The organism is Candidatus Melainabacteria bacterium, assembly GCA_003963305.1.
In the GTDB taxonomy this organism is placed as follows: domain Bacteria; phylum Cyanobacteriota; class Vampirovibrionia; order Obscuribacterales; family Obscuribacteraceae; genus PALSA-1081.
On sequence record RXJR01000024.1, the window covers coordinates 238,713 to 252,429 of the forward strand.

At 49.3% G+C, this 13,717-nt stretch carries 12 protein-coding genes; 5 read left to right on the forward strand and 7 right to left on the reverse strand.

What is annotated here, in order from left to right; translation table 11 throughout:
* Positions 1-19: 19 nt before the first annotated feature.
* From EKK48_23805 to EKK48_23815, 3 genes are all read left to right on the forward strand, one after another.
* On the forward strand, positions 20-1,618 hold the full coding sequence (locus tag EKK48_23805; GenBank protein RTL37712.1) for a glycosyltransferase family 1 protein: 1,599 nt from the start codon (positions 20-22) through the stop codon (positions 1,616-1,618).
* Between the two features lie 152 nt (positions 1,619-1,770).
* Positions 1,771-2,787, forward strand: a complete 1,017-nt coding sequence (locus EKK48_23810; GenBank protein RTL37713.1) for a hypothetical protein — start codon at positions 1,771-1,773, stop codon at positions 2,785-2,787.
* Between the two features lies 1 nt (position 2,788).
* Positions 2,789-3,895 (forward strand): serine/threonine protein kinase, encoded by a 1,107-nt coding sequence (locus EKK48_23815; protein RTL37714.1) that lies wholly within the window; start codon positions 2,789-2,791, stop codon positions 3,893-3,895.
* 56 nt (positions 3,896-3,951) lie between these two features.
* Here EKK48_23815 and EKK48_23820 read toward each other — a convergent pair whose 3' ends face one another.
* The 3 genes from EKK48_23820 to EKK48_23830 form a co-directional block, all read right to left on the reverse strand.
* Complete coding sequence (locus EKK48_23820) at positions 3,952-5,931, reverse strand: hypothetical protein (protein RTL37715.1); 1,980 nt, start codon at positions 5,929-5,931, stop codon at positions 3,952-3,954.
* A complete protein-coding gene (locus EKK48_23825) occupies positions 5,906-6,217 on the reverse strand; it encodes an XRE family transcriptional regulator (GenBank protein RTL37716.1) in 312 nt (103 codons plus the stop codon). Before EKK48_23825 ends, EKK48_23820 begins: the two co-directional genes overlap by 26 nt.
* Before the next feature lie 139 nt (positions 6,218-6,356).
* On the reverse strand, positions 6,357-7,697 hold the full coding sequence (locus EKK48_23830) for an NAD-dependent malic enzyme (GenBank protein ID RTL37717.1): 1,341 nt from the start codon (positions 7,695-7,697) through the stop codon (positions 6,357-6,359).
* A 261-nt stretch (positions 7,698-7,958) separates the two neighbouring features.
* On the opposite strand from EKK48_23830, the gene EKK48_23835 reads away from it, so the two are divergent.
* On the forward strand, positions 7,959-8,603 hold the full coding sequence (locus EKK48_23835) for a hypothetical protein (GenBank protein RTL37718.1): 645 nt from the start codon (positions 7,959-7,961) through the stop codon (positions 8,601-8,603).
* A gap of 35 nt (positions 8,604-8,638) precedes the next feature.
* Here EKK48_23835 and EKK48_23840 read toward each other — a convergent pair whose 3' ends face one another.
* The 3 genes from EKK48_23840 to EKK48_23850 all read right to left on the reverse strand — a co-directional run bounded on the left by EKK48_23840 (position 8,639) and on the right by EKK48_23850 (position 10,849).
* Positions 8,639-9,163: an SgcJ/EcaC family oxidoreductase gene (locus tag EKK48_23840; protein ID RTL37719.1), complete on the reverse strand. Its 525-nt coding sequence runs from the start codon at positions 9,161-9,163 to the stop codon at positions 8,639-8,641.
* Between the two features lie 165 nt (positions 9,164-9,328).
* On the reverse strand, positions 9,329-10,006 hold the full coding sequence (locus EKK48_23845; GenBank protein ID RTL37720.1) for a hypothetical protein: 678 nt from the start codon (positions 10,004-10,006) through the stop codon (positions 9,329-9,331).
* A gap of 9 nt (positions 10,007-10,015) precedes the next feature.
* Positions 10,016-10,849 (reverse strand): hypothetical protein, encoded by an 834-nt coding sequence (locus EKK48_23850; protein ID RTL37721.1) that lies wholly within the window; start codon positions 10,847-10,849, stop codon positions 10,016-10,018.
* A 278-nt stretch (positions 10,850-11,127) separates the two neighbouring features.
* On the opposite strand from EKK48_23850, the gene EKK48_23855 reads away from it, so the two are divergent.
* Positions 11,128-12,750 (forward strand): TolC family protein, encoded by a 1,623-nt coding sequence (locus EKK48_23855; protein RTL37722.1) that lies wholly within the window; start codon positions 11,128-11,130, stop codon positions 12,748-12,750.
* 56 nt (positions 12,751-12,806) lie between these two features.
* On the opposite strand, the gene EKK48_23860 is transcribed toward EKK48_23855, so the two are convergent.
* Positions 12,807-13,697: a hypothetical protein gene (locus tag EKK48_23860; protein ID RTL37723.1), complete on the reverse strand. Its 891-nt coding sequence runs from the start codon at positions 13,695-13,697 to the stop codon at positions 12,807-12,809.
* Positions 13,698-13,717 lie beyond the last annotated feature (20 nt).

Consider the following 13,717-nt stretch of genomic DNA (forward strand, 5'->3'; position numbering starts at 1 on the left):
CCCCTGCGAAGTAAACGCCATGCGAATTTGTCTTATCTCACGCGAATACCCGCCTGAGACCGGCTGGGGAGGCATCGGAGCCTACACTTATCAACATGCGAACGCACTGGCTGCGCTCGGGCACGACGTTGAAGTAATTGCACTGGCTCGAAAAGAAGATGTCGTCGAACCACCAATCGCAAACGGCGCGGAAGATCCATCCCGCCATGTGATTCCTTTGCACAGAGCAGTCTGGGGTCGACTGCTGGATGAACTGGCAACGATCTGGATTTCGCTTCCCTACAGTCATTACCTGTTCAAATCGACAATTGCACTGTGGAATAAATTCATCGAGCTCCATGCCAAAGAGCCATTTGATGTCGTGGAAGCGCCCGAGCATCTGGCAGAAGGTCTGGCAATCGCAATGACGAAGTCGTGTCCGCTTGTAGTGCGACTGCACACACCACACTTCAAATTTGTCGCGGAACGCTACCACAACCTGGTTCCTTCCTTCGATCACAATCTCTTCGGCATGCTGGAAAGACTGACTATCCTCAATGCAGATGCGGTTTCATCGCCAAGCAAGGAATTAGCTCAATATGTCTCTTTCAACTGCGGCTACGATGCTGAATCTATTCACATCGTCAGAAACGGCGTCGACCTGAACAAATTTACGCCAGAAGGCAAGCGCTCACTCACCCCAACAGATCGAGTGACAGTAATGTTTGCCGGAAGACTCGAGGAAAGAAAAGGAATTCACCAGTTAATCGATGCCATTCCGCAGGTGCTCGAGCAAACCAGGAATGTGCGATTTATCATCGTCGGTCGTGACATGAAAGTGGGAAAACGCTCCGTCGCGCGAACCGTTAAAAGCAGACTGGCAGCAAGCGGAGCCCAAGATTACGTTCAATTCGTGGACCATGTGCAGCTTTCAGAAATGCCGTCATTTTATCGCTCGGCTGATATATGCGTGGTTCCATCGCTCTATGAAAATGCACCATATACAGTGCTGGAAGCAATGGCTTGCGGCAAACCAGTGATCGCTACCAATTCAGGCGGAACGCCTGAATACATCGACGAAGGCGCAACTGGTTACATCGTGCCGCCGGGCCGTTCCACCGAACTTGCGGCAGCAATTGTCAAATTGGCCATCTCTCCTGAACGTCGCACCACTTTTGGAGAAGCCGCTCGCAGGAAAGCTGAGGCGACGCTGGAGTGCCGCACTGTAGCGCAGCAGCAGATTCAAGTTTATGAGGAAGCGATTGTTGAATATCGCCAGTCAAAGCAATACGCACAATACCGCAAGTCGCCTGAAGAAGCATTTGCAGATGTTCGCGATCTGATCTATTCATACCATCAAAATCTTTATCAGCTCATCTACGTACACTCACTTTCCTTCCGAATCAAACACTGGTTGAATCTGGTGCTGAAGAGACCGAAACTATGCGCCGCCAAGGCACTACTTTCACCTCTCAACATGGCTCACGGATTGTTCGGCAACAAGTCATCTATGCTTGAAACCTGGACACAAAAGCTAGATGGCGATATCAGATCGAAGGAAGCCGAGCGAGAGGAACTATTCAAATCATTTATTGGCTATAGCGTGCAAACTTCAGCCCGGAGACGACCCGATAACTGAATCATCTTAGCCACTCAGCCGCAAGCCGACTAACCGAAAACCGCGCCCACTAAATGCTACGCGGGCGGTGTCAAAGCAACGACCCACTATTAATGCTATTAAGTTCAAATCCCGGGCATAAATAGAATTAGGCTGCTAATAGAGTTGAGCGAATGCAAAAGCGTCGCATACTACTGCTTCTTCTAACGATTCCTGTGATTCAGCCCATGCCTGTTTCAGCGCAGAGCACTATGGAATTTGGCGCTGTTCATGCCGGAGCTATTGGATTGGGCGCAGGATTGGCAGCCAGTCGAAGTCACGGTCAGGTTGTGCGCCGCTCCTATGAAGCAATGATTGAAGCAGAAAAGGCGACAATTGCGCAGACAAAAGCCATCGAACAATACATGACACTTGGATGTCAGCTCGAATCGAAAAAACGCTGGAGCGACGCAGAGAAGTCCTTCGCCTATGTACTTAAAGTGGTAGCGCTGAGAGATGGTCCCGGCAGTATAAAGGGACTTCCAGCGCTGCAACATCTAGTCAACGTTTCGAAACAACAGGGGAAAATCACAGAAGCTATCGACTTTCAAAAAACTGTGGTTGCATTTGCAAAATCACCGAAGGTTCCGGATCAACAACTGCTCTTACGCTCGCAGATTGATCTTACGGATCTGTTTCTTATAAAAAACGACTATACAAATGCTGAGACGGTGCTGAGAGAAACAATTACCGACAATAAGTCGTACCAGGCGCTGCCGGCAGCGAAGAGACGTAAAACCATTCAGACTTACGCCAATGTTCTGCGCAAATTAAACAGAGATTCTGATGCCGATGCGCTCGAAGCCGAAAATGCTCAACTGCTTTCCGGCTCAGAGAGCCCAACAGCAGTCGCTAAAGAGGCAAGACCGGATGCAACTCCCTCGATCGTAACCGAGGCGCCTGCAACCGCCGGACAAATACCAGCCACGGCGTCAGCACCTGCAGCACTACCGACAACACCGACGACAACAGCATCGTCAATAAGGGCAACCGATCCAACTACAGCACCATCGTCAATAACAGCAGCAACGTCAGCAACGCCAACGGCAGAATCAAAATCAACAGCGACTGCAACGGCAACAACGGCTGCTAATTCGCCGGCGATAACGACTACGTCAAAATCAACTGAGCCGGCAACGGGACACAGGTAATATGGATCTCGAGCGTACTCAAATTGAAGACTCGCGACTCCAGAGTTTTCAATTACGAGCAAAGCAACTAGCCGAAGAACTGCCGACACAATATCAACTGTTCGAAAAAGTCGGCGAAGGCGGCATGGGCTTCATCTTCAAGGCCGGGAATCGGTACACCGGCGCGCAGTATGCGATCAAAGTTCTACGCTCGGAATTTGATTCAGACCAAAGAGCACTCGAAAGGTTCATGTTTGAGGCGAAAGCAGCAAGTTCACTCAAACATCCAAACATCTGTTGTGTTCATGACTTTGGTCTGACTGACAACGGAATCCCCTATCTAGTCATGGACTGGATTGAAGGCATCAGCCTGGGACGCAAAGTTACTCGAGATAAACAATTTTCGGTTCCCGAAGCGCTGGAGATCTTCAAACAAGTTGCGGCTGCGCTCATTCATTCGCATCAAAACAAAGTCGTGCACCGAGACATGAAACCAGAAAACATCATGCTCAGCCGGGACGCGCAAGGTAAAACCACAGTGCATCTGCTGGACTTTGGCATTGCAAAAATGTTGAGTGATGAAGATATGGTGATTTCAGGCGGACTGACACGATCAGGCACCGTGGTTGGAACGCCATTGTATATGAGCCCAGAACAAGCTCGAGGACTGAAAGTAGATCGCCGCTCCGACATTTATTCTCTTGGCTGCGTAATGTATTTCACTCTCACAGGCGCACCACCTTTCGTCGGCAAAACAGTAATCGACACAATCGAGATGCATCTAAACTCTCCGCCTCCTGAGATAGATAGCGCCCTGAAAGTGCCTGCGGACCTGAAGAAAGTAATCTTGAAAGCGCTGGAAAAGAGCCCGGCAGATCGATATCAGTCTGTCGAAGAATTAGCGAATGATCTTGGAAAAGTGACTCGCGGAGTGAGTATCGACAAAAAAATGTTGGCGAGCGAACGCAAGTCGATGCAGAAAAAGATCGCCGTCGTTCTCTCCTTCATTCTCGGATTCATTGTCATGTACGCTGTTTCAATTGGTTTGCAAAACCTTTTGGACAGCCCTACCTCGAAAACGCCGGCCAAAAAAACTCACAATAATCAAAAGCAACCGATTCCCAAGTAGAAATATCAAAGCCTGTAAAAGCGCGCATTTCTACGGACACCGGGCATCGACTCGATTCATAGCAACGGATTTCCACCTGGTCCAGTCGGTCCCCCAGGTGCACCGATGGCAGTCAAATGAACGGGCTCCAGAAGACTCGACTTCGGCTGCAGATCTGCGAATTTCGAATCGTGCGCTGCTGCAGTCGCGAAATAGTGATTGGCTTCATCTTTCTTGCCGCTAATAAACAAAGTTATGGCCAGGTTGAAATAAGCTTCAGTCAATGATTGCTCAGATTCGATGGCTCTCTGAAAAGACTCGACGGCAGCTTCAGTAGCTCGATGCATCAAATAATAAACCCCGAGGTTGTACCACCCCCTGGACATCTCAGGCTTTCGAGTCACGGCGGCATTTAAATAGCTAACAATCCGTGGACGTATTGTAGTGATTTCATCACTCAGTCGAATTTCCATGATTGCCGAATTGTAGGCGGCTTCGGCAAGCCCACCCAACGCATCAGCAGCGGCAAAGTCTTGAGCCGCCTCGCCTAATTGATTCAACAGAGCATGTGCACAGCCGCGATTGTAATAGGCTAGCGCTGTCGGGTTCGTTTGAATGCTGGAATCAAACAGCTTCAAACTGGTGTTGTAGTCTTTCTCCAGATAGGACTTATTCGCCAGGTTATAGAGAACAGCTTCAGGATTATTGCTTTCGGTATCGCCAGCAATACCAGCCAGTCCAGCATACAAGAACACAGGAAGGGCTCGACTCAACGACGGTCCGAAACCGCTCACGCCCTTATCCCATCTGAATATCTCACATTGAGGGATGTGCGATTCTAATTGTTCTCGGACTTTCGGAGGGAATGGCAGATTATGCTTATGCTCGGTCCAGGCTGCAAGAAATTCTTCGCTGCACTCTTTTGCAATTTCTACAATTTGACGACTGGAGAGTTCGGCTTTGCTAGCCAATTTAGCGAAGTTTTCGAATGTAATGGACGTAATCAATTTTGCTCCACCCAAACTCAACCCCAGTTCATTGCTTGGATGAAAAGCCATTGTAGGAACCAGATCATAGGCGGGTGAAAGCGCCGGATTGACCCCATCTCTGTAAATCAAAGACCAATTTTTCAAATGCATATCGGCATTTCCGGTGCCTATCATGAAAACGAGTCTGCGTATGAATTCGGTCACGCCGCTCATGCCTTCGGTGCCTCTCAGCACACGGGCGATGTCGTGATAAGCAACGCCTTTATATTTATCGGCGGGATACCGTCCAAACACCTGGGCAAAGTCTTCCATATGAATTCTTTTCAGCCCATCACGATCAAACCGTTTCACCGACAGCGTCTTGCCGCCCATCCTTTTGATATCAGAAGGCAAATTCGCAACTTCCGAAGTACTAACGAGCGAAACTTCGGCAGTATTAATGCCCAGCAATTTAGAAAGCTTCATCGTTGCATATTCAGCTTCAGGAAGCCCTTCATATGCCAGTTCGGGCACTTTTAAAATGTGGTCGCCATCTTCGCCGTAAGGTCTTAGAGTCAGACGTCCATTGTGTTGCAGGTGCGCTGAAAACTTCATCTGAACACCAGCCAAAGAGAATTTAAGCGGTTCGATGTCGAGTTCTTTCGCAGCTGCGTCTTTTATTGAGTCGGCGGACGCCGCAATCTGACCATCTGGAATTGCTTTTACGGCGCCTGGAAGATCGGCTCCAAGTGCAGCCAGAAGAAAGAACTCACGCTCTTCATTGATGTTCAGCCCTTTCGCGACGTATGTGCGCAATTGCCCCTCTGGCAGCAAATTGGAGAAAAAAGGATGGAGCTTAGTTCGGTATATTTTCGAAGACTCAATGACGCCTCCTGTTTTTGATTGAAAGTTGAGACTCAACACTGGGCGATTTCTATCTTCAACGTAATCCAATTCAAAAGATAAACGGCTACCGTCGTACTGATCCGCGGTCAGTGTTCCGATTCTCTGCTCGCCAAGCCATATCGATAGTCTATTGCCGTATATTTCAGAAGCCTTGCGCTTACTCACCATCGTTGTCGTCCTCATCACCTAAGGGAACAAAAGCTGGTTCTGAGTCGTTTTCGGTAGAGTCGTGCAACAGAAGTCTAACTTCGGGTAAAAGTTGTATCGGCGCCAGAATTATCTCAAGTCCATAAAATCTGGAAAGCTCAATGAGGGTGCTTGCCTTCAGGTCGTACTGACCTTGCTCCAGTCGAGATAGATACCCCTGGGGAAACCCTAGCTGCTTTGAGACGCTCGCGCGTGTTAGACCGAGTTTTTCTCGGGCGTCGACAAGTTGCCTGATGAGCGGTTTGTAGATATGGTCCTTCATGATTGTAATTTACTACACTTTACTAGAAAAAAGTGTAGTAAATTACAACACTGCTCCTTAAAGAGAAAGACCAAAATTGTAGCAAACTACACTTTTTGCGCAAAGATTGTAGTCCAATACACTATTCAAAAAAATGAACCTAACCAGGTTCACCTGTCCGCGCAGCCAGAGCGACAGCATCAGCGACAACCTTATGCACTTCGCGATCCAAAATGCTCGGAACCAGGTTATCCATTTTGGTTTGACCAGCGATTGCCTGAGCTGCGGCAATTTTCATAGCGTCTGTGAATCTCGTCGCCCCTGACATTAGAGCGCCTTTGAACAGACCCGGGAAAGATAGCGCGTTATTTATGGTTCTGCCGTCGGCCGCAAATTTCGCACCACAGGCGATGGCGAGGTCAGGATCTATTTCGGGATCTGGATTTGAAAGCGCGAGGATTACTTGTCCTTCCTTGACCATCTCTGGCTTGATCAATCCTGGAACTCCGGTCGTGGCGACAACTACTTCTGATTCCTTCATAACAGTTTGCAGGTCAACCGGATATCCGCCGCGGGAGGCCAACCTGTCCATAGCAGCTTGTTTCAAGTCTGTTCCGAAAATTTTCTTGGCGCCAAAGCTTTGCAACAACTGGGCAATGCCAGCGCCGGCAGCACCAAGACCGATGATTCCAATGTTGCAGGAGGCGAGATCGATGCCCATTCTCTGAGTAATCGTCAGCAGCGCCCCAAGCACAACAATCGCCGTCGCATGCTGATCGTCGTGGAGAACAGGGATAGATAAAGCGTTTTGCAAACGCTCTTCGATATCGAAACATTCCGGAGCAGCGATATCCTCAAGATGGATAGCACCAAATGTGGGGGCAATGGCTTTTACTGATTCAATAATGTAATCGCTGTCCGTTGACTCAATCAAAATCGGTACCGCACTGATACCAACAAGCTCAGAGAACAATACGGATTTACCTTCCATCACAGGCATACCGGCGACGGGCCCAATGTTGCCCAGACCAAGAATAGCGGTACCGTTTGTGACTACCGCAACAGTATTTGAAATGCTTGTGTACTCTTTGCTGTAATTCTTATCTTTTGCTATCAACTTGCAAATTTGCGCGACACCTGGAGTATAAATCCGGCGCAGTTCCGCTAATGAATTCAATTCAATACGACTGCGCATCTCGATTTTGCCGCCTTGATGCACCAACTGAACGGGGTCGATAACCATCTCGACCTCGACGCCTTCAAGACCAGAAACCGCGTCTTGAACACGCTGCAGATGTTTCTCATCATCAAGCTGCAGACTGATATCGCGAATGATGAAATCAGGACCCTGTCCGTGAATATGGATTTCACCAATATTCGCTTCCTGATCACCAAGCAGGGTAGCGACTTTACCGAGAAATCCGGGCTTGTCCGTTACTCTCAGTCTGAGAATTCGCAATATTTTGGGTTGGGTTTTGCTGGTAGATGTTGTTGGTGCCATGGTTGCTAACTACTATTGGGGGCACTCAGTGTAACCCACTTAATAAGCATTCGGACCTGATGTAACCGAAAGAGAAACGCTGCTTTACGCAATCAAATTTCGGGGTCGAATCTATCCAGAAGACCAGCTCAGGGAGACGGTGTTAGAGCGGACCCTATCAGCTTCGCTGCATGAGTTTAGGCTATTTCACCTGGGTGATGATAACATGCGTGTCTAACTCGCTAGCGCCAGTATACCCAGCATCAACTAAGGAGAAGACGGATGTCCTCAATTGCGTCTTTTTACTTGATGGAGAGCAGCAATTTTCACGAGTACGCAAAATTGGCTGGTCTTCAACAAACTGAGAATCTGCCAAATCTAGCGGACGATGATAAGCAAGTCGCAGTATATGCCGGAGGCTTCAACGCTGCGGAGATTGAGCGCGATCCTCGATTCAAGAACGCCAGGAATGCCTTTGATTTCTTGCGAAGTCACTCAAGCCAGCCTTTTCAATTTCAGTGGTCTGGTTATGTTCTGTATGACTTGTTGGAGTTGCTCAAAGATGACAAGCAAATCGACCTGATTTCTAAAGGCTTCGCAAAAACCCCAAGTGACACGCCCAGCTATCTTCTTGACGCTAGTGTCAAAGAACTTTATTTGACATCGATTGATCCAGTGCATTTTTCAGAGAAGCAGCTGGAAACTGACTATCAAAATAGAAGCGAGCGCCTAAAAGAAAAGTATTTCAAGGAGATGGCAAGCAAACTGCCGCCGCATGAATTGAAAAAATTCATGGACTTGCAAAACGATTATGTTGAGGAACCATTTCCCGAGAGAGGCATAGCGCTGATGGACGGCATAACAATCCTGCACGGTTGCCTCAATCTGGTAAATGATATTGACGTGGTCATAATGCAAATCGGCTAAGGCACAGCCATATACTTGTTACAACTTGCCTGATGTTACGGATGCAATTTGTCAGAAAACGCCACCCAGTTAACGATTTGCCAGGCCCCCTGTTTATTGCGTTTCAACACATCCATGCCGAGTTCATCATTTTTATCAATCAGTTTTCCATTTTCATACGTGGAAAGATGCCACGTAATACGCACCGCTGCAAGGTCTCCGCTGCGCCAGATGTGGAGCACGTCATATGTGTATTTGAAACTTTTGCTTCTATCAGCGAAAAGCTTTTTAAAACCTGCCTCAATTTGATCGTACGTTTTGTGGTTAGCGTCGGGCAGGGCGGCTTCGCACACCGGCGCAAATATCGACATAGTGCCGACCATGTCCTTTTGGTTGAACGACTTTGTCCAATCGGCGTAAAGTTTGTCAAATAATTTGGCGTCACTCGTTAATGATTTAGCGTCGTTCGTCGACGATTTGGCTTCTCTTGTCGTTGAATCTGCTGCGGCCGGCAACGCCAATACGACAGCTACAGATGTGCAAAGCAGAATCGATCCAGCGATACGAACTTTTAGCGACATGATAAGCCCCCACGCAAACGGACCAGATCATAACAAAAAACAACCCGCGAGCACTTGATCAAGCTCGCGGGCTGTTGTCTAGCTCTCACCTGCTGCCGAGCAAGATGAGACTTAGAATCGAAAAGAAATAGTTTAGAGAATTGGAACAGCGGACAAAACGTTCGATTAGATACGGAAGAACGGAGTTTCAACAACTTTGTCGGCAAAGAAGACCTGAATCTGATATTGACCTGGTCCCACTTTTACACTCGGAGCAACAACAGAACCATCTTCATTAGTCTTTCTCGAGAAGACAACGCCGCGCTCTGCTTCGTTGATTCTCATTTCGACATCGGCCAGTGCGTTCTCTTGCATGTCTTTAGCTTGCAACAGGATACGCAGCTGATCAGTGTCTACGTGCCATCCCAGGTTGATTTGAATATTCGCGTCATCGACGGTCTTCTGGAAAGTTCCTAATCCAACCAGTTGTGCGCCAACTCCACGCAGCGCACCAGCAGGCACCATCTGCTGCCACGCCATTGCAGCCAGCATATCTTGCCAGGTGTTGATCGCCGCTTCCTTTGTGCTGCCGACCATATCCCTGAGCTTCACTACAGCTTCCTTAACGACATCGACCTGCTCACCGAGCAACTTATCGGTGACACGCTTGATTATCGCCTCATCGGTCTTTGACAACGTTCTGAATTGAGACGCTGCCCACATCGCACCATCAAATTTCGAATTCTCGCCCGGCAACGGCAGGTCGTTAAAATTCTCAGCGCAGAATTTCTCGAATGACTCGGCGCACTGCTTCTCATCACTGATTGCAAGGACCTTATCCAACTTTTCATTCAGGGTGTTCATTTCCATCTCCTAGATACGCGCCTCGTCTCTGTCCAATTTCTCTTTAAACGCCTTAAGCGTTCGAACTATTTTCTTGTCGATCGTATCTATACTCTTGGGGTCCATTTTTAGACATGAAATCAAATCTTCTCGTTTATATCCTTCGACATACTTCAAAACGAAGCAGGTGCGATGGATTTGCTCAGGTAGCTCAGCCAGAATCTGATCTATAAGATCGTTAATCATCGCTTTCGCGGCCGGGTCATTCCCTTCAGAGTTACCGGACATCGTATATTCCATGCCGAAAACGTCGTCGGCTGTACGCCCGTCCTCAGCATCAAACATTGAATCAAGGGAAGTCGTGCGCCACTGATTCGATGTCGACGATTCCTCGCTAAAGGTTTTGCCCAAACCGTACTGCTTTCGGGTCATCGATTCGCCGTCATAATTGGCATCATGGGCAGCCACACCAATTTCTACGGTTTGTTCAGTCGATTTCTTCTCGTCACGCTTCTTCAGCTGAACCTTATGATAGCGCTCCAGATTCTGCGCGATTGCTTTGTTACAGGCGCCGAGGCAATAGGGAGCCAGCTTCGCTTCCGGATGAGACGGGTCGAAATGCTTGGTGACCAGAACAAGGGCGTTCTGGAGAATGTCTTCCACGTCTTCGTCAGTCGCAAGACGCGCCCGCGAGCGGATGTAACGCATCATCCGCTGAGGGGTAAAGTCCATTTGACCCCGCAAAAAGCTTCGACTTTCCTTGTCGTTCATATCGCCGCTGGCCGTGCCGTCGGCCTGATCTCCGTGCTGTCCAGAAAGAACTATATCTGATTCTTGCGTGAATCTTGCGAATCCGAGACCCATTGGCTTCCCGGACCCCGTATCTATACCCGCCAGAGCTTTTTCAGACACGTTCCCTAAAAGTCTGCATAGATGTTACCAAATTAATGCTTATCTTTCGCCGATACCGTCCTGCTGGCGACAGCTTCACGAATTAGTCACATCGCGAAAAAGTGGTTGCTGTAGAATAAATCGGCTCGCAAAGCGCCTCCTCGCGCTTTTCCTTTCAATTTGCTTGCAAAAAGTACATTAAAGGGCTACCTGGCAGTCGTTTCGAAGCCTCGGATATACTGAACCCGCTCATGAATCGACATTTACTAGCCGCGCTCGGCATCCTGACAATCAGCAATTCTCCGGCATTCAGCAAAGATGCCGATAAGTTTTTGCAGGATGGTACTGATAAATATGTAATCGGGGCCGGAATGCCAGCCTCGCCTGCACCAGTGGCGCCAAGCAGCAGCCAGACCTCGCCCGGGTTCAGCGCGTCACCATCATCTTCCGGTGCGGCACCGTCATCTTCCGGATCGTCATCAACAATGCCGTCGCTGCGCGGACCGGTATCGCCATCAGCACAAGACGTACAGAATCTCCTTGGTAGTCCCAACGGAACGACAATGGCGCCCATAACTGTACCCGGGCAGGTGAAAGGTACGGTGCAATATTCGGCCGGGCAAACTCCCCAACTGCAGCCAGGTCAAAGCGAAGGCGTCACTCTTTCACAAGCTCTGGACGAAACGCTGACTAAAAGTCCTCGTGCCGCCGCCATTCGAGCGCAACTGCCCATTTCAAAGGCCGGCATCGCCCAGGCGGCAATGGCTCCCAATCCGGGCTTCTTTATGGATAGAGGACTAATAGCAGAAAACGTTCGCCGTGTTGGTGAAACTACCGTATACGATCCCCCCTGGAAGCTAGCTTTTCGAGTACTGTCAGCGAAGCGATACTACGATCAAAACAAAATCGATTTATTGACGACTTTATGGGCGCTGAGGGCCACTGCTCGCCGCGCTTTTACAGACGCTGTTGTGGCGCAGGAAACCGCCAAGACACTCAATGATTTGTACGAGCTGACAGAGAGACTGTTGAACGTATCGACGAAGCGGTTTCAAGCGGGCGATGTTCCGGAATTGGACGTGCTGAGAGCCCGGCTGGCTACGTCACAGGCACAAATTGAATTGGGCGTGGGCAACCAAAGGCTGGTGCGCAGCGGGCAAAACTTGAATGTGGTTATGGGTCGCGTAGCGGAGTCACCAATTACGGTGCCTCGCTTGCCTGACTTCACAGGCCCGAAACCCTCAGCATTTCAGCTAAAAGCGGTGAAACCCGGCATTTTGCCAGACTTCAGCAAGCCGGAACATCCGCTCCAGTATTACGTAAGTTTGGCATTGCAGAATCGCCTCGAGCTGAAGAGCTTAAATCAGCAATTGAAGGTAAACAGCGCCAACATGAAAAATGCTGTTGCGAACATAATGCCGAATCCGCAGGTCACCTACGGTCAATCAGTGTCAGGTAACCCGCCGGCAGGTCCGAAATTGAGAGCCAACTTCTTCACACTGAACCTTGAAGCCCCCATATCCAACATGAACCAGGGAGACCTGGCCAAATACAAAGCAATTGGAAAGCAGCTTGGATACGAGATTGGCTCACAGAAAAATATCATTCAAAGCGACGTAGTTGTCGCCTATAACAATGTTTTGACAGCACGCGAGCGAATTCGTGTCTATCAAGAACACGTTCTAGCTGACTCCAACGAAGTCGCTCGTCTGTCGCGAAGAAGCTACGAAGTTGGTCAATCGGATATCAACTCAACACTTCTGGCGCAACAAGCCAACATTCAGATTCGCAACTTGTATCTTGATGCGGTCATGCAATATCAACAGGCTTACACAGATCTTGAACAAGCCTGCGGCACACCGCTCGACATGTAGAGACCCAGGCAGACTCCATAGCCGACTGCTCACGACTGGCTGACTTCCGCAACAACTTACTTCAAAGGGTAGAAGTGCAGCGTGCCGTTGCTCCAGAGCTGAGGGTTGAACGGCGGTAGCGCCACGCTGTTGTTCTGGTTGATGAACTCGAGCTGGCGAGCATGCAAGGTCGAACGCGTGAACGTAATTGGAATCGCAATTGCCGGTGCAATGGTACCGGATATGATATCAGTAGCAATCATCGCGGCTATGTATCTGTCTGAAATGCCGCCTTCAGTGCCAGGCAACGTAGACTTAGGCACATGCGGCTTGTTGGAAGTGAACAAAGCCAGGTGGCTGTGGAACATAGCCGGGCTAAACGACGCCATCGCCACTTCCGCAGTGTAAGAACCATCAGACGGCTCTAACTTTACAGAGCTAGCTGGAATTTTAAATGGATACGCACGAGGCGAAGTTATAGATTCCAGTTCGGCGAAGTTGACCGACCGCCGGGTACCGTCGGCGAGCACCATATCCAGTGCGTTCGAGCCTGCACCAGCAATGTGCCCAGACAGCGCAGTACCATTAGTCAAGGTGACAACTTCAGAAGCCCGGTTAGAACCTAAATTGCTCAGCCACTCACCTTTCGTGAAGTATGCGATGCCGGTCATCGCACTGGTCGCACCGGAGGTAACCAACTTGGGATTGACAACAACTCCTGTCAACACTGCATGGCGGTCAAACAACCAGTCAGGAACAGCGTTGACGGTGATTGTATTGCCCGAGATAGAGATAGTGCCCTTGGGAAGTGCCACACCACCTATGTTGCGTGCCTCGCAGTCACCTTCAAAAGCGGTTATATTGCCACCATTCGCCGTGAACGCAAGCGTACTTGCCAGTGCGCCCGGAACGGCACTTAAAAGTGCCATCGACAAAGCAACTAGAGAAGATCGCCTGAACACTGACATATGGAACACCTATCGGAAGC

What these genes read in the sequence shown, in the direction of transcription:
- EKK48_23805 (RTL37712.1), top strand. Translation starts at nt 20, where the DNA reads ATGCGAATTTGTCTTATCTCACGCGAATACCCGCCTGAGACCGGCTGG.
- EKK48_23810 (RTL37713.1), top strand. Translation starts at nt 1,771, where the DNA reads ATGCAAAAGCGTCGCATACTACTGCTTCTTCTAACGATTCCTGTGATT.
- EKK48_23815 (RTL37714.1), top strand. Translation starts at nt 2,789, where the DNA reads ATGGATCTCGAGCGTACTCAAATTGAAGACTCGCGACTCCAGAGTTTT.
- EKK48_23820 (RTL37715.1), bottom strand. Translation starts at nt 5,931, where the DNA reads ATGAGGACGACAACGATGGTGAGTAAGCGCAAGGCTTCTGAAATATAC.
- EKK48_23825 (RTL37716.1), bottom strand. Translation starts at nt 6,217, where the DNA reads ATGAAGGACCATATCTACAAACCGCTCATCAGGCAACTTGTCGACGCC.
- EKK48_23830 (RTL37717.1), bottom strand. Translation starts at nt 7,697, where the DNA reads ATGGCACCAACAACATCTACCAGCAAAACCCAACCCAAAATATTGCGA.
- EKK48_23835 (RTL37718.1), top strand. Translation starts at nt 7,959, where the DNA reads ATGTCCTCAATTGCGTCTTTTTACTTGATGGAGAGCAGCAATTTTCAC.
- EKK48_23840 (RTL37719.1), bottom strand. Translation starts at nt 9,163, where the DNA reads ATGTCGCTAAAAGTTCGTATCGCTGGATCGATTCTGCTTTGCACATCT.
- EKK48_23845 (RTL37720.1), bottom strand. Translation starts at nt 10,006, where the DNA reads ATGAACACCCTGAATGAAAAGTTGGATAAGGTCCTTGCAATCAGTGAT.
- EKK48_23850 (RTL37721.1), bottom strand. Translation starts at nt 10,849, where the DNA reads ATGGGTCTCGGATTCGCAAGATTCACGCAAGAATCAGATATAGTTCTT.
- EKK48_23855 (RTL37722.1), top strand. Translation starts at nt 11,128, where the DNA reads ATGAATCGACATTTACTAGCCGCGCTCGGCATCCTGACAATCAGCAAT.
- EKK48_23860 (RTL37723.1), bottom strand. Translation starts at nt 13,697, where the DNA reads ATGTCAGTGTTCAGGCGATCTTCTCTAGTTGCTTTGTCGATGGCACTT.